A 23,630-nucleotide genomic window follows, 5' to 3' on the forward strand; every position below is an offset into this window, starting at 1 on the left:
TCAGCGCCCGGCAGGTGCGGGCAGCGGGGATCCGTCGGCCACCCGCAACTGGTACGCCCGGTGCGGTGCCCAGCCGGCGACCAGGCTGAACCGGTCGCCACGGACGAAGGTCTCCCGCCATTCGACGGGCCGCCCGTCGGCCCGGCCGATTCGTTCGACGGCGAGCAGACCGACGCCCCGGCCGATGCTCAGCCGCCGGCGCTGCTCAGCGGTGGGCACGATGGCGTGGATGCGTTCCTCACCGTCGGTGACCCGGACCCCATGCCTGGCCAGCTCACTGTAGATGCCGGTACCGGTCAGATCGGTGGTGAGCAGCGGCCGGGCCAGCTCGGCCAGCAGCCAGACCCGGTCGGTGGCCAACGGTTCGTCGTCGGCGAACCGGAGCCGCTCCAGATGTACGAAGCGGGTGTCCGGGTCCAGCCCGAGCCGGCCCGCGACGGCGACGTCGACCCGCAGGTCGCGGCCGAGTACCTCGCTGCGCTGGCGCATTCCCCGCGCCTGCACCTCGTGGAAGAGCGAGTAGAGGGCACCGAGCGGCTGCTCGATCCGCTGTTGATGGACGGCGGTACGCCGGCCCCGGGCCGAGTCCAGCACCCCGGCCTGGCGTAGCCGGCGCAATGCCTCCCGTACCGTGTGCCGGCTGACGCCGTACTCGTCGACCAACTCGTGCTCGCCGGGGAAGCCGGCGGCGAACCCGCCAGCGGTCAACCGGCGGACCAGGTCGTCGTGCAGCTGGGCCCACAACGGCATCGGGCTGTTCCGGTCGACCGGCCGGGCCTGGTCAGTCATCGGTCACCTGATCGTCTCGCGTCTGCTGTCCGGTTTTCTGGTGCTGTCCGGTTGTCTGGACAAGAGTACGCCGCAGCAGGTACGTGTCCATGATCCAGCCCCTGCGGCGGCGGGCCTCGACGCGTGCGGTGACGACCCGGTCGGCGACCTGGTGCACCGGGCCGGCGATCAGGATCTCGTCCGGAGTGCCGAGGTACGCCCCCCAGTAGATGTCGATGCCGTCGGCGGCGGTGAACCGGGTGAAGGCGCATTGCGCGTCGAGCATCACCACCAGGTCGTCCACGCCGGCCGGGAAGCCCTCGTCGGCGAGCCGCCGGCCGGTGGTGATCTGCACCGGGCGGCCGATCCGGTTCAGCGCGATCCGGTGCCGCGCGGTCAGCACGGCGACGCTGCTGATCCCCGGAATCACCTGGTGGTCGAACTCGACGACGTCGCGATCCCGCAGGTCGTCGAGGATGGCGAGGGTGCTGTCGTACAGTGCGGGGTCGCCCCAGACCAGGAAGGCGCCGCAGCCGCCGTCGGGTAGTTCATCGCGGATCAGCTCGGCGAAGCGGTCGGCGCGGCGGCGGCGCCAGTCCTCGACCGCGGCCTGGTAGTCCGCCGCGGTCCGGTCCCGCTCCGGGTCGGCGATCTCGACCGCCCGGTACGCCCCGGTGGTGTGCCGGCGCAGGATCTCCTGCCGCAACGCCGCCAGGTCCTGCTTGACCGCGCCCTTGTCGAGCAGGAAGAACACATCGACCCGACGCAGCGCCTCGATCGCCTGCACGGTCAGGTGGTCGGGATCGCCGGCCCCGATCCCGATGATCAGTATCTCTCGCACCCGGGGGAGTGTGCCGCACCTTGACCGGCCGACGGTAGTCGCGGGCCGCAGCGAGCAGAGGAACGCGTGCCGGCGAAACTGTCGCCAAGATCCGCCCGTCTTAACCGTCTTCTTACGCCTCTTACGTATTTATTACCGATTGTCACTGTCTGTGGGTGAATGGCCACTTGTGCGGTTCGATGGAGGGGAAGCGCACCGTCCTCCTTGGTCGGTGCCCCGGCATCGAGAAAGAGGCAGTCATGCCACAGCGAGGTTCCGCCCTCCCAGCGACCCGCTCCCGGGCCAGCGCCGTGCGGCAACGTGGCATTCCCGGCACCGCCACTGCTGCGGTCGGCACCGGACCGTTGGCCATCCTGTCCGAGCAGGACAGACAATTGTTCCGCCGATTCGGCTACGGCCCTGCTGAGCCGATCGTCTCCACCCACATCCAGCATGCGATCGAACAGTGGGCCGCCCTCACCCCTGACACGGTCGCCGTCGAACACCTCGGCGAACGCATCACCTACCGACAACTGGACCAGCAGGCGGACCGTCTCGCCGCCCGGCTGATCGCCAACGGGATACGTCCGGGCGACCGGGTCGGCGTGTTCATGCGCCGGTCGATCCCCATGGTGGTCGGCATCCTCGCCACCCTGAAGGCCGGCGCGGCGTACGTGCCCCAGCAGGCCGGGGTGGCCACCGAGGCCCACCTGCGGCACGTCACCGACACCGCCGACATCCGGATCGTGCTGACCAGCACCGAGACGGCCGGTCAGCTGCCGCACCTGCCGGGCCGGATGCTGATCGCCGTCGACGAACTGCTCACCGAGCCGCTGACGGACTCGGCGTACCCGGTCGTTCCGGTTGTCCCGGCCGGTCCGACCAGCCCGGACGACGGCTGCTACGTGCTGTTCACCTCCGGCACCACCGGCCGGCCCAACGGGGTGACCGTCACCCACCGCAACGTGTGCAACCTGCTCCTGACCACCCCCGGCGACCTGGGCATCCAACCGGGATGGCGGGTCGGGCAGATTCTCAGCATCGCCTTCGACATGGCCGCCTGGGAGATCCTCGGATGCCTCAGCCACGGCGGCACCCTGGTCGTCCGGGGACGGGACATCGCGGCGACGGTCGAGACGGTGGACGTGGTGATCGCGACCCCGAGCGTGCTGGGCACCGTCGACCCGGACCGGTGCCGCCGGGTGAAGGTGGTCGCCGTGGCGGGCGAACCGTGTCCACGGGAGCTGGCCGACCGGTGGGCCCGACAGGCGGTCTTCTACAACGGCTGCGGACCGACCGAGACCACCATCGTCAACACCATGCACCGGCACGACCCCGCCTCCGAACAGCTCACCATCGGCCGGCCGACTCCGAACAACACGGTGTACGTGCTGGACGCCGACCGCCGGCCCTGTGCGATTGGCGAGGTGGGGGAGATGTGGGCGGGTGGTGACTGCGTGTCGGTCGGCTACCTCGGCGATCCCGAGCTCACCGGGCAGCGGTACGCCCCGGATCCGTTCCTCGGCGGTGGACGGATGATGTTCCGTACTCGGGATCTCGGACGCTGGACCCCCGACGGTGAGCTGGAGCATCTTGGCCGCACCGACGACCAGGTCAAGGTCCGTGGGTTCCGGGTCGAGCTGGATTCGGTCTCCGCCGTCCTGGAAGCGGTGCCGGGGTGCCATCGGGCGGCGACCATCAAGGTCGACGACCGTACGCTCGTGTCGTTCGTCGCCCCGGCGACCGTTGACCCGACGGCGGCGCGGGCCGCGGTCGCCCGGACTCTGCCGTACTACTGCGTGCCCGAGCGGGTGCACGCCCTCGAGTCGCTACCGGTGACCGATCGGGGCAAGATCGACAAGGGGGCGCTGCGCCGGTCGCTGGACCGCCCGGCCCCGCCCAGCAGCCCGGCCCCGCCCAGCCATCCGGCTCGGTCCGACCTGCCGGCTCCGCTGCCGTGGCGGCGCCGGATCCTCAGCCATCCCCGGCTGATGCCGTACCACCGGCTGGCGGCCATGGTCCTGATCGGCAACGCCGCACTGCTGTACTACGCGCTGACCACCGGCGGCTGGTGGCAGGCGACCGACGGCGGCCTGGCGAACCTGTCGTACGCCGCCCTGGCCAACGTCGCCCTGGCGGTGCTGATCCGCCAGCAGTACATGATCAACCTGCTGTTCTGGCTGGCCACCCGGGCGCCGACCCGGTGGCCGCTGCGGGTGCGCTGGGGGTTGGGCAAGGTCTACCACTTCGGTGGGCTGCACGTCGGTGGCGCACTCGCCGGCACCGCCTGGTTCGCCGGGTACGTCGCCGAACTCAGCCGGCAGGCGCTGGCCGGCCGGGCCGTCACCGCCGTACTGGTGCTTTCCTACCTGTTGGTCGCGCTGCTGCTGGCGATGGTGGCGACCGCGCTGCCGCCGGTCCGTGGCCGCCGGCACGACCTGTTCGAGCGGGTCCACCGGTTCGGCGGGTGGGCCGCGTTGATCCTCCTGTGGGCCCAGACGGTGCTGGTGGTCGACGGTGCCCGCGACGGGAGGCCGTTGGCCGCCGCGCTGCTCGGCTCGCCGGCGCTGTGGACCCTGGCCCTGCTCACCGTCAGCGTCGCTCTGCCGTGGCTGCGGCTGCGCCGGGTGCCGGTGCAGGTGGACCGGCCGTCGCGCCACGTGGCCATGCTGACGTTCGGTCACACCACCCCGTTCGCCGGATCGTCCACCGCGATCAGCCGTCGTCCGCTGCTCGAATGGCACTCGTTCGCCAACGTGCCGGCGCCCGGTGAGCGCGGCTTCCGGCTGACGGTGTCCCGCGCCGGCGACTGGACCGGCTCCCTTATCGACGACCTGCCGAACCGGATCTGGGTCAAGGGCATCACCACCGCCGGCGTGGCCAACATCGAAACGCTGTTCACCCGGGTGGTGTACGTCGCCACCGGCAGCGGCATCGGGCCGGTGCTGCCGCATCTGCTGGCCGGCAAGGTGCCGGCCCACCTGGTCTGGTCCACCCGCAGCCCGCGGACGACCTACGGCGACCAGCTGGTCAACGAGATCCTGCGGGTGCAGCCCGACGCCACGATCTGGGACACCGCGCAGCGTGGCAAGCCGGACATGGTGGCCCTGGCCTACCAGGCATGGCAGGCCACCGGCGCCGAAGCGGTGATCTGCATCGCCAACCAGAAGCTCACCCGGCAGGTGGTCCACGGGCTGGAACGCCGGGGGATCCCCGCCTACGGCGCGATCTGGGACTCGTGAAACCGGACTGGGCCGACTGAAAACGGACCATCCGACCGACGACCCTGCGAATCCGACTGGAGGAACCGACATGCATCTGACGACCGAGCGGGACGGTGCCGTGGTCACCGTACGGCTGCACCGGCCTGCGGCCCGCAACGCACTCAGCACCGCGCTCTGCGACGAACTTCTCGCGACCCTGCGACCACTGGACCGGGACCCGGAGATCGGCTGTTTCGTGATCACCGGGTCGGACGGCTTCTTCTCCGCCGGCGCCGACATTCGAGAGATGGCGGCGATGAGCCCGGTGCAGGCGATGACGGCCGATCTCTTCGCCGGCTGGGAGGAGTTCGCCGCGTTCCGGACACCGAAGATCGCCGCGGTCGCCGGCTACGCGCTCGGCGGTGGCTGCGAACTGGCCATGATGTGCGACCTGGTGTTCGCCGCCGAGGACGCCCGGTTCGGTCAGCCCGAGATCACCCTCGGGGTGATCCCCGGGATCGGCGGCACCCAGCGGCTGACCCGGCTGGTCGGCACGGCGAAGGCGATGGATCTGATCCTCACCGGGCGGATGATGCCGGCCCGGGAGGCGGAGCAGTGCGGCCTGGTGTCCCGGATCGTGCCCGCAGATCAGTTGCTCGTCGAGGCCCGGTCGGCGGCGGCGGTGATCGCCGGGCACAGCCGTCTCGCGGTCACCGCCGCCCGCGAGGCGGTCCAGCGGGCGCAGGAGGTCGGACTGCGTGAGGGGCTACTGTTCGAACGGAGGGTCTTTCACGGATTGTTCGCTACCGCCGACCGAGCGGAGGGGATGTCCGCGTTCCTGGAAAAACGGCCGGCACGGTTCACCGGCAGCTGAGCCGACCGAGCTTCACCGGCCGGACGGGCTGTCACCGGCCGGCCGGCTGCGGCGGACGGATCCGGCGGGATTTGATAGTTATTGTGCGTACGGATGAGGCGCGGGCTGGCTGAACCGGCAAGGATCGGCATATGAAGGTTCTCTTCCTGGGTGGCCCGTGGCATGACCAACGTCGCGAGGTGACGCCCCGCCGCCTCGCCGCTGCCGCGGACACCTTGCCAACGCAGTACACGGTGCCGCTCCGACCCGGGGTCAAGCCCGTCACCTACACCCGCCGTTACGCCCGCAGTCAGGGCGAGCGGCTGCCGGTCTACGTCGCCCCCGACTATTCCGGCCCGGCCCGCGCCTGACAACTGCGGCGCCGACGCCTGAGCCGGCCGCCGTCACCGGTCGAGCCCCCGCAGCCGGTCGGCCAGCTCTCGCTCGAAGAAGTCCAGGAAACCGTCCGGGTCGGGCCCGGCGTTCTGCAGCACGATGTGGTCGAAACCGGCATCGACGTACGGTTTGACCGCCTCGAGGTGCACCGCCGGGTCCGGCCCTACGCTGAAATGTGCGGCGATGTCGTCGGCGTCGACCATCGCCGAGGCCGCCTCGAAGTTCACCGGGTTGGGCAACTCGCTCATCACCTTCCAGCCGGTCAGCGCCCAACGGCTGGACTCCCAGGCCGCTTTGACCGCCTGCTCCTCGTCAACCGCCCAGGCCATCGGCACCTCGGCGTAGCGTGGCCCGGCGCCGCCGGACCGCCGGTAGTGCTCGACGATCGAGCCCTTCGGCTCGGTGGCGAACAGTCCGTCGCCGAGCTCGGCGGCCAGCCGGGCGGACTCCGAGCCGCTGGCGGCCACCGCGATCACCGGCGGGGTCGGCGGCAGGTCGAACACTCGCGCGTCGTCGAGCTGCAGGTGCTTCCCCTGGTACGAGTGGTAGCCGCCGGACCAGAGCAGCCGGATGATCTCCAGCGCCTCGCGGAGCCGCTCGTGCCGCCCGTGCACACTCGGGAACGGTTCCCCGGTGACGTGCTCGTTGAGCCGTTCGCCGGCACCCACGCCGAGGGTGAACCGGCCGTCGGACAGCAGCGCCACGGTCGCCGCGGCCTGGGCGACGATCGCCGGGTGGTAGCGCAGGCTCGGGCAGGTCACGCCGGTGGCCAGCCCGATCCGGTCGGTACGGGCGGCGATCGCACCGAGCACACTCCAGGTGAACGGCGAATGGCCCTGGGAGTCCAGCCACGGGTGGAAGTGGTCGCTCATCTCGACGAAGTCGAACCCGGCCTGCTCGGCCCGGACAGCCTGAGCGATCAGGTCGGCCGGTCCGAACGCCTCGGTGGCCAGCTTGTAGCCGATCCGCATGTCGCCTCCCCGGTGGTCGTCCGCGTCACGTCCAGTTGTCCGTGGCGCCGTCCAGGGTTGCCCTACCCCTGCCCGACGGATCTATTCGCGTTCACGGTCGATCCGCAGCTCGTGCTCCAGACTGAGGACCGCCGCCCGCAGGTCGTCGAGTCGCTGGGCAACCACGATCCGGTCGATCACGTCCGGTACGCCGTCGCCGTCGCCGTCGTCGTGGTCCGGCCGTAGCCGTTACCGGCGGCGAACGCCGGTCCCGATCGCTCGACCAGTGCCCGGGCCGGTCAGTCCAGGGGACGGGCCGGGCAGCCGGCCACGATGGCGGCCAGCGTGGGAATCTCCGCCCACCCCGGCCAGTCGCTGTTGAGTACGACCTGCCCGTCGGCGCGGCGCAGGACGGTCTCGGTGTCGAACTGCAGCACGGCGTCCGCCGGGTACGCCCGGAGCAGGGCGAGTACGGCGTCGAGAATCTCCCGGGTCTCCCGATCGGCGGTCTCGATGGTGTCGACCGAGCGGAGCCGGAACAGCACGCCGACCTTTGGCTCCGCGACGCCGGCGTCCCGGGCGACCTCGATTCGTTCCGCGCTGTCGACCGGCCAGGCGGTCACCGCGAGGGATTCGCCGCGTCCCAGGCCGAAGTCGGTGTGCTCGGCGTCGAACAGGTCCGCGAGCTGCGCGAGCACCTGTTCTCGTGTCACCTCGGCTCCGCTGTAGAGCCAGTATTCGTTGGCCACCTTGATCCTCACGTTACGATCATGGGAAGAGAGCGCTTACCCGACCCCGGTCGACGATCAGTACTTCGCGGAGCCCGGCGACCGGCCAGGTACGTAACGCCTCCCGAATGTCGGACTGACTGGCCGGGCAGTCGTCGAGGTTCAGTACTATGCGGTCGGCCTGCTCTTCTCTGACCTTCTTGTTGATCGAGTTCCGGATTCTTCCGAGGTTCGCCGTTGTCGGCGAATAGCAGTCGAAGTATCGGCCTTCCACCAGATAGTCGGGATTCTTCCGGTTGTGCCGGGCCGGCGGGTTCTGCTCGACCCGATAGCCGTGGGCGGCGAGAGCCACAGCGCTTTCGTTCTCACGTCGCCACCCGAGCTCACTTCTGCGGCTCGGGTGGGCGAGGGTCGGACTGCCGCTCGGTGATCCCGGGTCGCCGGTGCATGAGGGCAGGGTGGGAGTACTGGTGACGGCCGAGGCCCGAGCTGCCCGGGGCCGCACCGGAATGCCCACCGAACGGCAGTACTCCTCAATCGCGTACATTGCGGCGATGCTCGCCTGGTGGGCCTCGTCCAGTCGACGGAGGGCACCGGCGACACCGGTAGTCGTCGCCGTGACCCGGTCGTTGCGGGAACCGCGGGTCAGGTGGAGGAACTCGTGCTGGGATCTGGTTATCTTCCCAGCGGTGCTAACGATTCTTGCGCCTGTTTCGGACACGTGTTCCAGGAATGCGTCGACAGCTCTGCCTAAGCCGTCCAGAGTCATCATCAGACCTTGCTGGCGACGTCGAGTGCCATGATGTTGACTTTACGTCATGTCCCTCAACGCATGGAAGGCCATCGAGTTCTTGATCTTATTCCCGTGCATTTGTGCAAATTCCGTCAGTAGTAGTCGATCAATCCCAGTCCCCGTCACGGCGCAGCACCAGGGCGCTGTTGAAGCCGTCGAAGCCACGGGCGGCGACCAGCGCGGTGTGCCCCGCGCACTCCCGTGCCGTACGGACGAAGTCCAGGTCGCAGCCGGGGGCCGGGCGGCGCGGTGCGGCGGTCGGCGGCAGCAGCCGGTGCCGCAGCGCCAGCAGCGCCGTCGCCACGTCCAGCGCCGCACTGCCCTGGTGTGCCCGCCCGGTCAACGGCTTCGGCGTGGTCACCGGCGGCGCCGCCGGGCCGAAGACCGCCCGCACCGCCCGCGCCTCGGCCCGGTCGAAACGCGGTACGCCGAGCGCGTCGGGTAGGCAGACGTCCACCTGCGCCGGAGCCACCCCGGCGGTCGCCAGCGCCCGGCGCATCGCCCGGGCGTACTGGTCGGCGTCCCCGCCGGTGTGCCGGTCGGTGTGCCGGGCGTCGTGGCTGGCCCCCCAGCCGGCGACCTCGCCGTAGATCACCGGGGCGCCCCGGGCCAACGCGTGCCCCAGCTCCTCGACGACCAGCACCGCGCCGCCCTCGCCCGGCAGATAGCCGGCGGCGTCGACGTCGAACGGCAGGTACGCCGAGTCCGGGTCGGCGCCGGTGCTGAGCAGCCCGCTCCGCAGCTGGCAGGCCAGCGCGTACGGGCTCAGCGCGCATTCGGTGGCACCGGCCAGCACCACGTCGGCGCCCCGCCGGATGGTCCGGGCGGCGTGCGCCAGGCTGTCCAGCCCGCCGGCCGCCTCGGCGACCAGTACCCCGCAGGCGCCCTTGAACTGGTGGGCGATGGAGAGCTGGCCGACACTGGCGGCGTAGAACCAGGCGATCGACTGGTACGCCCCGACGGTACGGCCGGGCCGGCTCCACAGCCGCTGCAGCTCCCGCTGGCCGAACAGGTTGCCCCCGGACGAGCTGGCCAGCGCCACCGCGTACCGGTCGGGGTCGTCGGCGGTGTCCGGCAGCCCGGCGTCAGCCAGCGCCAGCCGGGTGCCGGCGAAACCGAGATGGGTCCACCGGTCAGTCTGCACCGCCCGCCGGTTGTCGGTCCACTGCAGGGCGTCGAAGTCGGCCACCTCGCCGGCCAGGGTGACCGGGTACGGCGCCGGGTCGAACAGGGTGATCCGCCCGGTGCGGACCTGTCCGGCCAGGGTCGCCTTCCAGTGCGCGTCGGCACCGAGTCCGGTCGGCGCCACCACGCCGATCCCGGTGACCACCGCCCGCCGCCCGGGTGCAGCGGCCCGCTGACCGGGCAGCGCGGCCGGGGGGCCGTCGGCGCTCACCGTACTGTCCTGTCCGGTCGGGCGAAGACCATCGCCGACTGGAATCCGCCGAATCCGCTGCCGACCGACAACGCGACGTCGACCGGTAGCTCACGGGCGGTGTTCGGGACGTAGTCCAGGTCGCATTCCGGGTCGCGGGTGCGCCAGTTCGCGGTCGGCGGGACCACCCCGTGTGCCATGGCCAGCGCGCAGGCCGCCATCTCGATCGAGCCGATCGCGCCGAGCGAATGCCCGATCATCGACTTGATAGAACTGACCGGCACCCGGTACGCCGCGTCCCCGAGCGCCCGTTTGAACGCGGCTGTCTCGTGCCGGTCGTTCTGTCGGGTGCCGGAGCCGTGTGCGCTGACGTACGACACGTCGTCCGGGTTGAGCCGGGCCTGGTTCATCGCGTCCACGATGGCCAGTCCCATTTCCGCGCCGTCCGGGCGCAGCCCGGTCATGTGGTAGCCGTTGCTGCGGGTGGCGTATCCGCCGATCTCGCAGTAGATCCGCGCGCCGCGCCGCCGCGCGTGGTCCAGCTCCTCCAGCACCAGCACGGCGGCCCCCTCGGCGAGGACGAATCCGTGCCGGTCGTTGTCGAACGGCCGGCTGGCGTGCGCCGGGTCGTCGTTGTCCGGGCTGGTCGCCCCGATCGCGTCGAACGACGCGACGGTGACCGGGGAGATCGGCGAGTCGGCGGCACCGGCGAGCATCACGTCCGCGTCCCCGTCGACGATCAACTGGTGGGCGTAGCCGATCGCGTCGATGCCGGACGTGCAGCCGGTGGAAATCACCTGCGCCGGCCCGTGCAGCCCGTGCCGGCAGGCCACGTCGGCGGCCAGGCTGCTGGGCACCAGCGCCTGATAGAGGTACGGCATGGTGCAGTCCGGGTCGACCAGCCAGCGGCTGCCCGCGTCACTGGCCACCACGTACTCCTGCTCCAAAGCCACGGTGCCGCCGACCGCCGAGCCGAGCGCCACCCCGGCCCGCTGCCGCCCGGCGTCGTCGAGGCACAGCCCGGCGTCGGCGACCGCCTCGATCGAGCAGGCGAGGGCGAACTGGACGTACCGGTCGGCCCGTCGCCGCTCGCGCGGGCCGAGCCCGGCGTCCGCCGGGTCGAAGTCGCATTCGGCGGCGATCTGGGACCGGAACGGGGACGGGTCGAAGACGGTGATCCGGCGGGTCGCGGTACGCCCGGCGGTGATCGTCGCCCAGAACGCCTCCCGGGTGGCACCGCCCGGGGCGACCACCCCGACGCCGGTCACGACGGTCCGCCGGAGCGACCCGGCCGCGGTCACGGCCGGTGCCCGTTGGGTGTGGTGGTCCGGGTGCGCGGCACCGGCCGGGGGCCGGACCTGACGGTGTCCCGACCCGCCCCGGCGGCGTCGGGACCGGGGCCGAGCACCGCCGGTCCCTCGGTGTCGACGTGGCCGAGTTCGGGGCGCGGCGCCAGCGGGCTGAGGTGGAAGACCACTTCGGCCGGCCCTTTGCTGACGTTGCGCAGCCGGTGCCGGGTGTTCATCGGCACGAACAGCCCTTCGGCGCGGTGCACCGCCACCGGCAGGTCGTCCAGGTCGACGACGATCTCGCCGCGCGCGACATAGAGGAACTCCTCGCTGTACGGATGGTAGTGCTCGGCGATGCGTTCGCCGGGGCGCAGCACCGCCAGGCCGAGGAAGCCGGAGGTGCTGCCGACCGTGCGTGGGCCGAGCAGGACCCGGAGTTCGCCGCCGCGTCGCCGGTCGGCGGCGAGGTCACGGGCGGCGACGAGCCGTGGATCGTTCATGGGGTGCCTCCGGCGGGGTCTGCGGTACGGGCGAGGGTTTCGATCCGGTCGCGGATGATGTCCAGCTGGATCCGGCTGTTGGCGTTGATCCGTTCGGTCATGCCGGCGTTGTCGAGCGGCGCGGTCGGTCGCATGGCGAAGTCCTGCAACCAGGTCATCCGGGTGCCGCCGGGGACCTCGGCGTAGTCCCAGCGGATCCGCATGTACTCGAACGGTCCGGTCTCCACCCGGTGGGCCAGCACCCGGCGGCGACTCCGGTCGGCAGTGCGTTCGCTGACCCAGCTCCAGACCGTCCCGTTCTCGTCCGGGTGCATGGTCAGCCGGAACCGCACGGTGTCCCCGTGCCGGTGCACGATCTGCACCGACGCGTACTCGGTGAACAGGTCGGGCCACCGGTCGACGTCGTTGGTGACCGCCCAGACGAGGTCCAACGGGGCGGCGATCACCACGCTGTTCTCGGTGTGTCCGGGGGGCGGCCCGGTGGTGGTGGTCGCGCCGACCCCGGCGGCCGCGCCGGCGTCGGTAGCCGAGTTGGCTTCGCCGGTGATCTCGTCGGCGATCAGTTCGGCGATCTCGACGATGGTCAGGTCCGCGCTGTCCGGCGGGATTCGCACCCGGTACCGGTCGGCCACCACGGCCTGCAGCTCCAGTAACGCCAGCGAGTCCAGGCCGAGTTCGGCCAGGGACGCCGCCGGGGTGTCGGCGGCACCGGCCGGGTCGAGCCCGCAGTTGCGTACCAGGATCGCGGTGATGTCCGCGGCGGTGACCTTCGGCTGATCGTCGGTGATGCTCATCCGCTCCTCCTCGGGCGTGTGTGGTCAGGCCGTTCGGGTCTGCGACGGCTCGTCGAGCAGCCGGCCGACCAGGCCGGTCGAGAGCCGTCCTTTGCGGAACATGGCGTCGTCCAGCACCCGGCGCAGGAACGGGATGGTGGTGTGGACGCCGGGGCCGCGTACGTCGAACTCGCTCAGCGCGCGCTCCATCCGGTTGAGCGCCAGTTCCCGGTCCGGTGCCCAGACGACGACCTTGGCCAGCAGCGGGTCGTAGTGCGGTCCGACGACGTACCCGGTGTGGCCGTGGGTGTCGACCCGGGTGAACGGGCCGCCGGGGATCTCGAAGCGGTCCAGCCGGCCAGGGGTCGGGGTGAACCCGCGCCGCGGGTCCTCGGCGTTGACCCGGCACTCGACCGCTACGCCCCGGGGCCGGATGTCCGGCTGGCGCAGCCGCAGCGGCGTGCCGCAGGCGATGTGGATCTGTTCCTGCACCAGGTCCACCCCGGTGATCATTTCGGTGACCGGGTGCTCCACCTGGATCCGGCAGTTGATCTCGATGAAGTGGAACCGGTCGTGCTCGTCGACCAGGAACTCGAAGGTGCCGGCGCCGACGTAGCCGACCGCGAGCGCGCCGCGCAGCGCCACTGCGGCCATCTCGTCGAGCATCGCCGCCGGCAGCGTCGGTGCCGGACCCTCCTCGATGAGCTTCTGATGCCGGCGCTGCACCGAGCAGTCCCGGGTGCCCAGATGCACCCCGTTGCCGTGGCCGTCGCAGAGCACCTGCACCTCGACGTGCCGGGCCTGGGTGAGGAACCGTTCCAGGTAGACCCGGTCGTCGCCGAAGACCGCCCGGGCGGTCTGCCGGGTCCGGTGGTACGCCGGCGTCAGATCCGCCTCGTCGGTGACCACCGTCATGCCCCGGCCGCCGCCACCCGCAGCGGCCTTGATGATCACCGGATAGCCGATCTCGGCGGCGACCGTGGCGGCGTGGGCACTGCTGGGCACCGGCTCCCGGCTACCCGGCGGCAGCGGCAGACCGGCCGCGCCGAGCACGTCCCGGGCCTTGGCCTTGTCCCCGAGGGCCAGCATGATCTGCGGCGGTGGGCCGATGAAGACCAGTCCGTTCTCCGCGCAGATGTCGGCGAAGTCGACGTCCTCGGAGAGGAAGCCGTATCCGGGGTGGACGGCCTGGGCACCGGTGCGCCGGGCCGCTTCGACGATCGCCGCCGCGTTGAGGTAGCTGGCCCGGCTCGCCGGGGGGCCGATCTGCACCGCCTCGTCGGCGAACCGGACCACCGCCGAGTCGCGGTCCGCGGTGGAGTGCACCGCTACGGTCCGTACGCCGAGTTCCCGGCAGGCCCGGGCGACCCGCAGCGCGATCTCTCCCCGGTTGGCGATCAGGATCTTCTCGAACACGGTCACCGCCTCCTCAGCCCGGTGCCACGGTGATCAGCGGCTGGTCGAACTCGACCGGATCGCCGTCGCCGGCCAGGATCTCCACGACGACCCCTGACCGGTCGGTGGTGATCTCGTTCATCAGCTTCATCGCCTCGACGATCCCGATCACCTGACCTGGCTCGATCGAGTCGCCGATCTCGACGAACGGCGTTGCGCCGGGCTCCGCGGCCCGGTAGAACGTGCCGACGATCGGTGATCCGATCCGGTGCCCGGCCGCTGGCGCGGCCTGGTCCGCCGCCGGTGCGGTCGGTCCGGTCGCCGACGCGTCGGCCGGGGGCGACGGCGTGGCCGCGACCGACGTGGTCCGGTCGTGCCACTCGATTTCGATCACCGTGTCGCCGTGCCGGACCTGGACCCGGCGCAGCGGACCGGTGAGTTCACCGACCAGCGCCCGGGTCTGCTCGGCGAGTCGGCGTAGCTGACCGCCCGGCTCCGACCCGGCCGGGGTTCCGTTGGCGGCGGCACTGGTCATCGCGGCATCACCTGGATCGTCCGGTCGGTGTCGGGCTGCGGTACGGCGGCGTCGACGGTGCCCGCCCCGTACCGGCGGAACCGGCGGGAACGTCGACGCAGCAGGTCGGTGGTGGGCACGGCGAGCAGGTCGGACAGCGCGGCGGTCAGCGCCGCCCGTACCCGGTCGGCGGCGCCGGCCGGATCGCGCTGCGCGCCGCCCGGTGGTTCGCCGACGATGCCGTCGGCGACGCCGAGGCGTACCAGGTCGGGCGCGGTGAGCTGGAGCGCGGCGGCGGCCCGGGGCGCGGCGGCCCGGTCGTGGAACAGGATCGCGGCGCAACCTTCGGGACTGATCACCGAGTAGACGGCGTTCTGCAGCATCAGCACCCGGTCGGCGACGGCCAGCGCGAGCGCTCCGCCGCTGCCGCCCTCGCCGGTGACGACGGCGACCACCGGGGTGGGCAGTCGGGCCAGGGTGCGCAGGCAGGTGGCGATCGCGGCGGCCTGGCCTTGTTCCTCGGCGTCGACCCCCGGATGTGCGCCCGGGGTGTCGATCAGGGTGACCACTGGCAGTCCGAGCCGGGCGGCGAGCCCCATCACCCGCAACGCCTTGCGGTAGCCGGCCGGGCTGGCCATGCCGAAGTTGCGGACCAGCATCTCCCGGGCGTCGTGGCCCTTCTGCTGCCCGATGACGGCGACCGGCTGGTCGCCGAGCCGGGCCAGCCCGGCGACGATCGCCGGGCAGTCCGCGCCGAGCCGGTCGCCGTGCAACTCGACGAAGCCGTCGAACGCCGTTCGCAGGTAGTCTACTGTGGTAGGACGGGCCAGGTCCCGGGCGGTACGCACCGACTGCCAGGCGGTCGGCGTCGCGTCGGTCCGGTGCGTCGGCCTGGGGCGCGGAATCGGCCCCGTTCCCGCCGTCGTCGATCCGGCCACCGGCACCGGCCCGTCGTCGGGCCGGGCGGCCCGCCCGGCGGACGCGGCCAGCGGACCTGCTCCGGCCCGGCCACCCGCGGCCAGCGCGAGCAGGGCGCGCAGCCGGGGGCGTAGGTCGTGGCGTTCGACGACCATGTCGACCTGGCCGTGCCGGAGCAGGAACTCCGCGGTCTGGAAACCGGGGGGCAACGCCTGGCGGATCGTCTCCCGGATCACCCGGGGGCCGGCGAACCCCATCCGGGCGCCGCGTTCGGCGATCACCAGGTCGGTGTTGGTGGCGAACGAGGCTGCGACGCCGCCGTACGTCGGATCGGTGACGACGCTGACGGTGAGCAGTCCGGCGGCGCGCAGTTCGGCGATCGCGCAGCTGACCGTCGCCATCTGCATCAGCGCCAGGACGCCCTCCTGCATCCGCGCCCCGCCGGAGGCGGTGACCAGCACCAGCGGATCCCGGGCGGCGAATGCCTCCTCGGCGGCGCGGGTGATCAACTCGCCGGTGGCGCAGCCGAGGCTGCCACCGAGGAACCGGAAGTCCATCACCGCCAGGACGGCCCGATGCCCGCCGATCCGGGCGGCGCCGCACAACACCGCCTCCGCCATGCCGGTCGCCGCCCGCGCCTCGGCCAGCCGTCGCCGGTACGGCATCGAGTCGACGAACCCCAACGGGTCCACCTCGGCGGCGCGGTCGGCGAGCCTGGTGAAGCTGTCCGGGTCGACCAGTTGTCCGATCCGTTCCGCTGCGGTCAACCGCTGGTGGTGTCCACACTCGGGGCAGATCTCCAGGTTGCGGCGCATTCGTCGCCGGTAGACCAGTGCGTGGCAGGCGCGGCAGCGTAGCCAGCGGTTGCGGCCCTGTGCCGCGACGGTGGTCATCGGGGCCGACCGGTGGGTGCGTCCCAGTGGTAGAACCGGTGCGCCATCGCGTCCCGAGGTGACCGCCAGCTCGCCAGGTACGGGCTGATGTAGCTGGCGAGTCGGCGGCTGACCTCGTCGAACTCCGGGTGTCGCCGGGCGGCGGCCACCGCGTCCGGTCCGGTCTCGTCGGTCTCGATCAGATGCACGTACAGGTCGTGCAGCCGGTAGAGCGACCGGTGCCGTACCCCGGCCAGGTGGGGCAGGTCGGTCAGGTCCGATTCAGCGAAGATCTCCGCGACCTGCTGCTCCGCGTCGGGGACGACCTTGGCGATGATCAGCGAGCGATCCATGGTTCCTCCCAGCGGCGTCGGGCCCGGTCCTGGCCAACCTTGCCGCCGTCGGCGTCACCGGCGCGTTGTCCGTACCGCCCGGGTCATCGCCCGTCGGTGACGTCGACGTGACGGACTATGAGTACAGTGCGTGATCGTTCTCGATGTGCACCGGAATCATCGGCGGTCGTTGAGATTCGACAAAACCCCAGGTCAGACGGGATTGAATCGGTGGGTCGAGTGAATCGGGTAGCTGACTGTATGTTGACTGAGAGTAATTGTGATTGATAATCTTCGTGACGCGATGACGTGATCCAAGGGCGGCGACCGGTGACTGACGTGTGCAGGGGGTTCGGCCGTGACGTCAGAGGCAGGCAACGCGGGGGCATCATTCCGACTGCTGCTCCTCGGCGGCTTCCGTCTGATCCACCAGCATGAGACCGTGTCGATCCCCCGTGGACTGCAGCGGATCGTCGCGGTGATCGGGCTGCGACCCGGCGCCACCCGTGCCCACCTGGCCGGTCTGCTCTGGCCGGAAGCCGCCGAGGACCGCGCACTGTCCTCGCTGCGTACCGCGCTGTGGCGGTTGCGTCAGGAGCCGAACTGCCCGCTGCGGACCGCCGGCGACACCGTCCGGCTCGACCAGCAGGTCCAGGTCGACGTCGACGACCTGGTCCGGACCGCCGCGCGGGTGCGCGACGGTGGGGATCCGCGGCTGGCCGACGCGGTGCTCACCGCCGCCCGGCACGACCTGCTGCCCGGCTGGTACGACGACTGGGTGCTGCTGGAACGGGAACGGCTGCGGCAGTTGCGGCTGCACCTGCTCGAGCACATCGCCCGCTCCCATCTGGACGCCGGTCGGCATGACGAGGCGCTGCAGGCCGCACTGGAAGCGGTTGGTGCCGAACCGTTGCGGGAGACCCCGCACCGGCTGATCGTGCAGATCCATCTCGCCGAGGGCAACGCCTACGAGGCGCTGCACGCCTTCTACGCGTACCGCGATCTGGCCCTGCGGGAGCTGCAGCTGGAACCGTCCCCGGCGATGGCCGCGCTGCTCGGCGACATCCTCACCCCGATCCGGGACGCGCCGGCCCGGCGCACACTCGACCGGCGTCGGCCGGGTGAGTCGACGTCCGGCCCGGTCAGCCCTCGCCCGGCCCGCTGACCCGTCCGGCGTCACCGCCGAGCGAGATCCGGACCAGGGCAGCGGCGAACCGGGGCAGGTCGCGCTCACCCACCAGGGCGGCCAGCCGCTGCGGCGAGGTCGGCAGATCCAGCTTGCCGGCTCCGGTGACCACCCGCTTGTCCAGGTACGGACGCAGCCCGGGCCAGACCGCCTGCGCCTCGCGCAGGAAAATATCCGCTCCGGTCGGGCCGATGCCGGGGAACGCGGTGAGCAACCGGCGCAGCACGGCCGGGTCGTCACCGCCCTCGGCGTGCAGCCGTCGCAGGTCACCGCCCCACCGCTGGCGGCACAATTCGGCGCCGTCGCCGAGCATCGTGGCGGTCCGTTCGTCGTACCGCCGGTAGTGGCCCCGACCGAGCGCGTCGACCCGGTCCTGCCAACCGGCCCCGCACATCGCCGCCGGCGTGCGGTAGCCGGCCGCGAACAGCTCCCGGGCGCCGGTCACCGCGACCCCGGCTGAGATCCGGGCGCTGAGCAGGGTGGCGAGCACCAGCAGCTGGTACAGCGGGGCCGGCCGGTCGGCCAGGGCGATACCCGCCTCGGCGCTGAACGTCCGGCCCTGCCGGTCGAGCAGCGCGTCGACCGCGCGTGCCTGCCGATCCGCCATCGTGGCAACCTCCGTTCCCGGCCGACGAGGTACCCCCGGCGGTGCGCATGAAACGGAGCAGCCCGCCGTGCCCCCGACGGCGTCGTCGGTCGCTTCCGGCGTCGGGTCAGCCCACGTCGCTCGGCACCAGCTCCCCGGTGCCGGCGCGGTCACCGTCCGCAGACCCGCCGTCGCGGTCACCGTCCGCCGCTCCGCCGGCCTGGGCGATCCGCAGCGCCTCCACCAGGTCGCGGTACAGCTCGTCGGTGGCCAACAGTGTCCGGTGGTCGCCGTACGCCCGGATCCGCCCGCTGTCCATCACCACGATGGTGTCGGCGTCGATGACGGTGGAGAGCCGGTGCGCGATGGTGACCACCGCGCCGTTGCCGGCCTGCTCCCGGATGCAGTCGTGGATGGCCGCCTCGGTGAGTCCGTCGACCTGGGCTGTCGCCTCGTCGAGCAGCAGGACGTCCGGCCGCCGCAGGATCGCCCGGGCCAGCGCGATCCGCTGCCGCTGCCCGCCGGACATCGACGACGGAGTGAGCAGGGTGTCCAGCCCGTCGCCGAGCGAGTCGATCTTCTCGGTCAGCCGGACCGCGTGCAGCGCGCGGTGGATTTCCCCGTCGGTGGCGTCCGGATGGGTGAACAGCAGGTTCTCCCGGATGGTGCCGGGGATCACCGGGGTGTCCTGCTCGACGTACGCCAACCGGCTCCGGACCTGCTCGTGGCCCAGCGACGGGTACGGTCGACCGTCGAGCAGCAGTTCGCCCCGCTGCGGTACGAGGAACCGCAGGATCAGGGAGAAGAGGGTGGTCTTGCCGGCGCCGGAGGGGCCGACGATGGCCAGGTGCCCACGGCGTGGCACGGCGAGGTCGATGTCGCGTACCGCGGCCGGTAGGTCGGGTCCGTAGCCGGCGGTGACCTGCCGCAGTTCCAGTACGGGCCGGTCGGTGTCGTCGGTCGCCCGACCCGCCCGGCGGGCAGCCGGCTCCGGGCTTGTCCCCGGTGCCGGGATAACGGCCGGGTCGGCCTCGGCCGGCATCGCCTCGACCTGCCGGATTCGACCGGCCGCGGCGATCCCGGACTGCAGCGCGGTGAGGTGCCGGCTCAGCGTGGTGACCGGCTCCATCAGCCCGAACGCGTACAGCAGAAACGCGATCAGGCTGGAGACCGGCAGCGCGCCGGTGCCGACCCGCCAGGCGCCGAGACCGAGGATCGTGATGATTGCCAACTGGATGCCGGCCCAGGCGACTGTCCAGGCGAGGGCTTCGCGGCGGATGGCCGCGATGCTCTGCCGGGCCGACTCGCGGGCCTCGCCGACGATCCGCTCCGACTGGCGCTGCTCGGCCCGGCTCACCTTGACCGTGCGGATCGCCCGTAACGTGCCCTCCAGTGCCGCACCCAACTTGCCGACGTGCTCCTGGGCGCGTTCGCGCGCCTTGGCGATGCCCGGCAGCAACAGGCTGAACAGGACGGTCATCCCGGCCACCGAGGCGACGGTGGCGCCGAGCAGCACCAGGTCGAGCACTGCCATAAGCACCAGAGTGCCGACCAGCCTCACCGAGCCGTTGATCAGGCCGATCACGCTCGACGAGGCGGCTTCGCGCAGCAGCACCGTGTCCGAGGTGACCCGGGTGACGAACTCGCCGGTGGGCCGGGCGGTGACGGCCGGCACGGTGGCCCGGAACAGTCGGCGCACCATCGACTGGCGGGCGTCGAGGATCACCCGTTCACCGACGGTGCCGAGCAGGATCCACTGCCACAGCCAGATCACCACACCCAGGACGAGCAGACCGAGCAGCGCGAGCACCGGGCCGCGCAGCGACGCCGCCCCGGTCAGGGTGTCCAGCACCCATTTGGTGACCATGGGCGTGGCGAGGCCGGCGGCGGAGCCGACCAGGGCGAGGAACAGGCCGAGGCCCAGCGCGCGGCGGTGCGGCCGGGCGAACGACCAGAGCAGGCGGAGCCGGGGCAATCGGCGGTCGGCGACGGGGGGTTCGGCGGTCTGCGCGACGGTCACACCATCAAGTGGACCACGGGCCGATCCGGCCTGACCCCGGGCGGTTGCTGGCGGGGCGCTGCCTGAACGCAGCCAGGTGCCACCATTGGTCTCGCATCTGCAAGGTGAAACGGTCCTTCAAATCGCAGGTGCGAGAGGATAACGTCTGTTTCGTGACGACCTACCGGATCGGCGACGCCGCCGAACTGCTCGGCGTGAGCGTCGACACCGTGCGGCGCTGGGTGGACGCCGGAAAACTCGCCGCTGCCCGGGACGGCAACGGTCACCGGATGATCGCCGGCGTCGATCTGGCGGCGTTCGCCCGCACCCTCGCCGACGACCCCGACGAGGGCGTCGGTCGGTCGTCGGCCCGTAACCGGATGCGCGGCATCGTCACCGCGGTCACCCGTGACACCGTGATGGCCCAGGTCGACATCCAGGCGGGCCCGTTCCGGATTGTCTCGCTGATGAGCAGCGAAGCCGTCGACGAACTCGGCCTGACCGTCGGCACCACCGCCACCGCCGTGGTCAAGTCCACCAACGTCGTCGTCGAACGGGGCAACTGATGCGCCGCCGCGCGAACACCCTCGCCCTGGTGGCCGCCACCGCGTTGCTGGCCGCCGGCTGCGCTACCGGCACCGGACCGGTTTCCGACGGTGCCCGGGACGACGCCGTACCCGGCGTCACCGGCGCACTCACCGTGCTGGCCGCCGCCTCGCTGACCGACGCGTTCACCCGGATCGGGGCCGACTTCGAGGCGGCCAACCCCGGTGTGTCCGTCACCTTCAGCTTCGCCGGCAGCTCCCAGCTCGCCCAGCAGATCACCGCCGGGGCACCCGCCGACGTGTTCGCCGCCGCCAGCCCGGCCACCATGGCAACGGTCGTCTCCGCAGGCGAGGCAGCCAGCGAACCGGCCGTTTTCGCCCGCAACCAGCTGGTCATCGCGGTGCCGGACGGCAACCCGGCCGGCGTCACCGGGCTGGCCGACCTCACCAGGTCCGGCGTCAAGGTCGCCCTCTGCGCCGAGCAGGTGCCATGCGGGGCGGCCGCCCGTACCGCCCTCGACGCCGCCGGCAGCGACCTCGTCCCGGTCACCTTCGAACGGGACGTCCGCGCCGCCCTGTCCAAGGTCCGCCTCGGCGAGGTCGACGCCGCCGTCGTCTACCGCACCGACGCAGCCGTCGCCGCCGACGAGGTCGACGCCGTCGAGTTCGCCGAGTCCGCCCAGGCGATCAACGACTACCCGATCGTCACCCTGGCCGCCGCCACCAACCCGCAGGCCGGGGAGGCCTTCGTCGGGTACGTCCGCTCCGCCGCCGGCCAGGCCGACCTGACCGACGCCGGCTTCCAGCGTCCGTGACCACGCCCGCGCCGCCCGCCGTCAGCCGGCGACGTCGCCGCACCGACCGGCGGCCGCCGGTCTTCCTCGCCCTGCCCGCCCTGGCCGGACTGGCCTTCCTGACGCTACCGCTGGCCGGCCTGCTGCTGCGTACCCCGTGGGCGCAGCTGCCGGCCCGGCTCACCGCGCCCGGCGTCCTCGACGCGCTGCGGCTGTCGCTGCTCACCGCCACTGCCGCCACCGCGCTGTGCCTGCTGCTCGGCGTACCGCTTGCCTGGTTGCTGGCCCGCACCCGGTTTCCCGGCCGGGGCCTGATCCGCGCCCTGGTCACCGTGCCGCTGGTGCTGCCGCCGGTGGTCGGCGGCGTCGCGCTGCTGCTCGTCTACGGCCGGCGCGGCCTGGTTGGCGGCTGGCTGGACAGCGCATTCGGGGTGACCCTGCCGTTCACCACCACCGCCGTCGTGCTCGCCGAAGCGTTCGTCGCCATGCCGTTCCTGATCATCGCGGTCGAGGGCGCGCTGCGTGGCGCCGACCCCCGGTACGAGGAGGCCGCCACCACCCTCGGGGCCAGCCGGTGGACCACGTTTCGCCGGGTCACCCTGCCGATCGTCGCCCCCGGGATCGCCGCCGGTTCGGTGCTGTGCTGGGCGCGGGCGCTCGGCGAGTTCGGCGCCACCATCACCTTCGCCGGCAACTTCCCCGGCCGTACGCAGACCATGCCGCTCGCCGTCTACCTCGCCCTGGAGCAGGACTTCGACGCCGCGATCGTGCTGAGCCTGCTGCTGCTCACTGTGTCAGTGGTGATTCTCGCCGGGCTGCGGGAGCGCTGGGTCGGTGGTCTGCGGTGACCACGCAGCGACGGGCCGGCCCCGGCCCCGGCCCAGGGCCGGCGGCGGCGCTCGACGCACATCTGGTGGTCCGCCGCACCGGGTTCACCCTCGACCTGCGGCTGACCGTCGCCGCTGGGGAGGTGGTCGCGCTGCTCGGGCCCAACGGCGCCGGCAAGACCACGGCGTTGCGGGCCCTCGCCGGACTGCAGCCGCTGCACGCCGGCCACCTGCGCCTCGGCGACCGGGTACTGGACCAGCCGGACACGGGGTTGCTGGTGGCACCGGAGCACCGGCCGATCGGTGTGGTCTTCCAGGACTATCTGCTGTTCCCGCACCTGAGCGCACTGGACAATGTGGCGTTCGGGCCGCGTAGCCACGGCGTGCCGCGTCGCGTCGCGCGGGACGCGGCGGCTGGCTGGCTGGACCGGGTCGGGCTGACCGGACACGCCCGACGCCGGCCCCGGGAACTGTCCGGCGGGCAGGCGCAGCGGGTCGCGTTGGCCCGGGCGCTCGCCGTACGCCCGCAACTGCTGCTGCTCGACGAGCCGCTCGCCGCACTCGACGCCCGGACCCGGGCGGAGACCCGCGCCCACCTGCGGCAGCACCTCGCCGCGCACACCGGTGTCGCCGTGCTGGTCAGCCACGACCCGTTGGACGCGATGATGCTTGCCGACCGGCTGGTGATCGTCGAGGACGGCCGGCTGGTGCAGTCGGGGGACGCGGCCACCGTGACCGCCCGCCCGCGCAGCGACTACGTGGCCCGGCTGGTCGGGCTCAACCTCTACCGGGGCAGCGGGGACGGTGTCACCGTCACGCTGTCCGGCGGCTTTCGGCTGGTCGCCGCCGAGCCGCAGCGCGGCGACGTGTTCGTGGCGTTCCCGCCGTCGGCGGTGGCGCTCTACCGGCAGCGTCCGGACGGCAGCCCGCGCAACTCGTGGCCGGCGACCGTCAGCAGTGTCGCCCGCAACGGCGACCGGCTGCGGGTCGAGCTGGCCGGGCCGTTACCGGTCGGAGCGGACGTCACCGCGGCGGCGGCCGCGCACCTCGACCTGCGTCGCGGCGAGCGGGTGTGGGCGACACTCAAGGCGACCGAGGTGGTCAGCTACCCGGCCGACCCGGACCGTACGATTCTCGGTGGAAGCCAGGCTTCCGACGGCAATTCGTCTCCAGGAGGGAATCCAGGTGAGCACCGGGGTCGAGACGCGTGAGTT

At 72.0% G+C, this 23,630-nt stretch carries 22 protein-coding genes and 2 pseudogenes; 9 read left to right on the plus strand and 15 right to left on the minus strand.

Features of this window, described 5'->3' with window-relative positions; translation table 11 throughout:
* Together O7621_RS10730 and cobF are read right to left on the minus strand one after the other, a co-directional pair.
* Positions 1-789: a GntR family transcriptional regulator gene (locus tag O7621_RS10730; protein ID WP_282233827.1), complete on the minus strand. Its 789-nt coding sequence runs from the start codon at positions 787-789 to the stop codon at positions 1-3.
* Positions 782-1,609 (minus strand): precorrin-6A synthase (deacetylating), encoded by an 828-nt coding sequence (gene cobF, locus O7621_RS10735; RefSeq protein WP_282233828.1) that lies wholly within the window; start codon positions 1,607-1,609, stop codon positions 782-784. The genes O7621_RS10730 and cobF overlap by 8 nt, the downstream gene beginning before the upstream one ends.
* Positions 1,610-1,962: 353 nt before the next feature.
* Between cobF and O7621_RS10740 the strand changes: the two are divergent.
* From O7621_RS10740 to O7621_RS10755, 4 genes and pseudogenes are all read left to right on the plus strand, one after another.
* A pseudogene (locus O7621_RS10740) lies at positions 1,963-3,477 on the plus strand (amino acid adenylation domain-containing protein); the annotation flags it as partial.
* Positions 3,469-4,830 (plus strand): hypothetical protein, encoded by a 1,362-nt coding sequence (locus O7621_RS10745; protein WP_282234543.1) that lies wholly within the window; start codon positions 3,469-3,471, stop codon positions 4,828-4,830. The pseudogene O7621_RS10740 and the gene O7621_RS10745, both read left to right, overlap by 9 nt.
* Before the next feature lie 70 nt (positions 4,831-4,900).
* Positions 4,901-5,665 (plus strand): enoyl-CoA hydratase-related protein, encoded by a 765-nt coding sequence (locus O7621_RS10750; protein WP_282233829.1) that lies wholly within the window; start codon positions 4,901-4,903, stop codon positions 5,663-5,665.
* Between the two features lie 131 nt (positions 5,666-5,796).
* Entirely contained in the window at positions 5,797-6,015 is a 219-nt protein-coding gene (locus O7621_RS10755; protein WP_278174201.1) for a hypothetical protein, read from the plus strand.
* Between the two features lie 33 nt (positions 6,016-6,048).
* Here the strand turns inward: O7621_RS10755 and O7621_RS10760 are convergent, their stop codons facing one another.
* From O7621_RS10760 to O7621_RS10810, 11 genes and pseudogenes are all read right to left on the minus strand, one after another.
* Positions 6,049-7,011: a TIGR03557 family F420-dependent LLM class oxidoreductase gene (locus O7621_RS10760; protein ID WP_281551528.1), complete on the minus strand. Its 963-nt coding sequence runs from the start codon at positions 7,009-7,011 to the stop codon at positions 6,049-6,051.
* 278 nt (positions 7,012-7,289) lie between these two features.
* A complete protein-coding gene (locus O7621_RS10765) occupies positions 7,290-7,751 on the minus strand; it encodes a SitI3 family protein (RefSeq protein WP_282233830.1) in 462 nt (153 codons plus the stop codon).
* A gap of 7 nt (positions 7,752-7,758) precedes the next feature.
* The gene (locus O7621_RS10770; protein ID WP_282233831.1) at positions 7,759-8,490 is read right to left on the minus strand and encodes a hypothetical protein; all 732 of its coding nucleotides are present in this window, start codon (positions 8,488-8,490) and stop codon (positions 7,759-7,761) included.
* A 127-nt stretch (positions 8,491-8,617) separates the two neighbouring features.
* Entirely contained in the window at positions 8,618-9,880 is a 1,263-nt protein-coding gene (locus O7621_RS10775) for a beta-ketoacyl synthase N-terminal-like domain-containing protein (RefSeq protein WP_282234544.1), read from the minus strand.
* A 23-nt stretch (positions 9,881-9,903) separates the two neighbouring features.
* On the minus strand, positions 9,904-11,187 hold the full coding sequence (locus O7621_RS10780; RefSeq protein WP_282233832.1) for a beta-ketoacyl-[acyl-carrier-protein] synthase family protein: 1,284 nt from the start codon (positions 11,185-11,187) through the stop codon (positions 9,904-9,906).
* Positions 11,188-11,303: 116 nt separating this feature from the next.
* Positions 11,304-11,675, minus strand: a pseudogene (locus tag O7621_RS10785) (cupin domain-containing protein); the annotation flags it as partial.
* Positions 11,672-12,469 carry an SRPBCC family protein gene (locus O7621_RS10790; RefSeq protein ID WP_282233833.1) on the minus strand — a complete coding sequence of 266 codons (798 nt, stop codon included), beginning with the start codon at positions 12,467-12,469 and terminating at the stop codon, positions 11,672-11,674. The gene O7621_RS10790 and the pseudogene O7621_RS10785, both read right to left, overlap by 4 nt.
* Before the next feature lie 24 nt (positions 12,470-12,493).
* The gene (locus O7621_RS10795; protein WP_282234545.1) at positions 12,494-13,864 is read right to left on the minus strand and encodes an acetyl-CoA carboxylase biotin carboxylase subunit; all 1,371 of its coding nucleotides are present in this window, start codon (positions 13,862-13,864) and stop codon (positions 12,494-12,496) included.
* 13 nt (positions 13,865-13,877) lie between these two features.
* On the minus strand, positions 13,878-14,378 hold the full coding sequence (gene accB / locus O7621_RS10800) for an acetyl-CoA carboxylase biotin carboxyl carrier protein (RefSeq protein WP_282233834.1): 501 nt from the start codon (positions 14,376-14,378) through the stop codon (positions 13,878-13,880).
* Entirely contained in the window at positions 14,375-16,168 is a 1,794-nt protein-coding gene (locus O7621_RS10805; protein ID WP_282233835.1) for an acetyl-CoA carboxylase carboxyltransferase subunit alpha, read from the minus strand. The genes accB and O7621_RS10805 overlap by 4 nt, the downstream gene beginning before the upstream one ends.
* Entirely contained in the window at positions 16,165-16,500 is a 336-nt protein-coding gene (locus tag O7621_RS10810) for a TcmI family type II polyketide cyclase (RefSeq protein ID WP_282233836.1), read from the minus strand. Before O7621_RS10810 ends, O7621_RS10805 begins: the two co-directional genes overlap by 4 nt.
* 337 nt (positions 16,501-16,837) lie before the next feature.
* Here O7621_RS10810 and O7621_RS10815 point away from each other — a divergent pair, with 337 nt between their 5' ends.
* The gene (locus O7621_RS10815) at positions 16,838-17,644 is read left to right on the plus strand and encodes a bacterial transcriptional activator domain-containing protein (protein ID WP_282233837.1); all 807 of its coding nucleotides are present in this window, start codon (positions 16,838-16,840) and stop codon (positions 17,642-17,644) included.
* Here the strand turns inward: O7621_RS10815 and O7621_RS10820 are convergent.
* Both O7621_RS10820 and O7621_RS10825 read right to left on the minus strand, forming a co-directional pair.
* Positions 17,622-18,272 carry a hypothetical protein gene (locus tag O7621_RS10820; protein ID WP_282233838.1) on the minus strand — a complete coding sequence of 217 codons (651 nt, stop codon included), beginning with the start codon at positions 18,270-18,272 and terminating at the stop codon, positions 17,622-17,624. The two genes, O7621_RS10815 and O7621_RS10820, sit on opposite strands and share 23 nt — an antisense overlap.
* A gap of 106 nt (positions 18,273-18,378) precedes the next feature.
* Positions 18,379-20,271 (minus strand): ABC transporter ATP-binding protein, encoded by a 1,893-nt coding sequence (locus O7621_RS10825; protein ID WP_282233839.1) that lies wholly within the window; start codon positions 20,269-20,271, stop codon positions 18,379-18,381.
* Positions 20,272-20,423: 152 nt separating this feature from the next.
* On the opposite strand from O7621_RS10825, the gene O7621_RS10830 reads away from it, so the two are divergent.
* Genes O7621_RS10830 through O7621_RS10845 form a run of 4 tightly spaced genes read left to right on the plus strand, consistent with a single transcriptional unit; the run spans position 20,424 to position 23,627 of the window.
* Positions 20,424-20,816 carry a helix-turn-helix domain-containing protein gene (locus O7621_RS10830; RefSeq protein WP_282233840.1) on the plus strand — a complete coding sequence of 131 codons (393 nt, stop codon included), beginning with the start codon at positions 20,424-20,426 and terminating at the stop codon, positions 20,814-20,816.
* Complete coding sequence (modA, locus tag O7621_RS10835) at positions 20,816-21,610, plus strand: molybdate ABC transporter substrate-binding protein (RefSeq protein WP_282233841.1); 795 nt, start codon at positions 20,816-20,818, stop codon at positions 21,608-21,610. Before O7621_RS10830 ends, modA begins: the two co-directional genes overlap by 1 nt.
* The gene (locus O7621_RS10840; RefSeq protein ID WP_282233842.1) at positions 21,607-22,437 is read left to right on the plus strand and encodes an ABC transporter permease; all 831 of its coding nucleotides are present in this window, start codon (positions 21,607-21,609) and stop codon (positions 22,435-22,437) included. Before modA ends, O7621_RS10840 begins: the two co-directional genes overlap by 4 nt.
* Positions 22,434-23,627, plus strand: coding sequence for an ABC transporter ATP-binding protein (locus O7621_RS10845; RefSeq protein WP_282233843.1), 1,194 nt, complete (start codon positions 22,434-22,436; stop codon positions 23,625-23,627). Before O7621_RS10840 ends, O7621_RS10845 begins: the two co-directional genes overlap by 4 nt.
* Positions 23,628-23,630 lie beyond the last annotated feature (3 nt).

Origin of the sequence: Solwaraspora sp. WMMD937, from assembly GCF_029581175.1 — a bacterium.
In the GTDB taxonomy this organism is placed as follows: Bacteria; Actinomycetota; Actinomycetes; order Mycobacteriales; family Micromonosporaceae; genus Micromonospora_E.

What these genes read in the sequence shown, in the direction of transcription:
- O7621_RS10790 (WP_282233833.1), bottom strand. Translation starts at nt 12,469, where the DNA reads ATGAGCATCACCGACGATCAGCCGAAGGTCACCGCCGCGGACATCACC.
- O7621_RS10770 (WP_282233831.1), bottom strand. Translation starts at nt 8,490, where the DNA reads ATGATGACTCTGGACGGCTTAGGCAGAGCTGTCGACGCATTCCTGGAA.
- O7621_RS10810 (WP_282233836.1), bottom strand. Translation starts at nt 16,500, where the DNA reads ATGGATCGCTCGCTGATCATCGCCAAGGTCGTCCCCGACGCGGAGCAG.
- O7621_RS10730 (WP_282233827.1), bottom strand. Translation starts at nt 789, where the DNA reads ATGACTGACCAGGCCCGGCCGGTCGACCGGAACAGCCCGATGCCGTTG.
- O7621_RS10760 (WP_281551528.1), bottom strand. Translation starts at nt 7,011, where the DNA reads ATGCGGATCGGCTACAAGCTGGCCACCGAGGCGTTCGGACCGGCCGAC.
- O7621_RS10820 (WP_282233838.1), bottom strand. Translation starts at nt 18,272, where the DNA reads ATGGCGGATCGGCAGGCACGCGCGGTCGACGCGCTGCTCGACCGGCAG.
- accB (WP_282233834.1), bottom strand. Translation starts at nt 14,378, where the DNA reads ATGACCAGTGCCGCCGCCAACGGAACCCCGGCCGGGTCGGAGCCGGGC.
- O7621_RS10755 (WP_278174201.1), top strand. Translation starts at nt 5,797, where the DNA reads ATGAAGGTTCTCTTCCTGGGTGGCCCGTGGCATGACCAACGTCGCGAG.
- modA (WP_282233841.1), top strand. Translation starts at nt 20,816, where the DNA reads ATGCGCCGCCGCGCGAACACCCTCGCCCTGGTGGCCGCCACCGCGTTG.
- O7621_RS10805 (WP_282233835.1), bottom strand. Translation starts at nt 16,168, where the DNA reads ATGACCACCGTCGCGGCACAGGGCCGCAACCGCTGGCTACGCTGCCGC.
- O7621_RS10750 (WP_282233829.1), top strand. Translation starts at nt 4,901, where the DNA reads ATGCATCTGACGACCGAGCGGGACGGTGCCGTGGTCACCGTACGGCTG.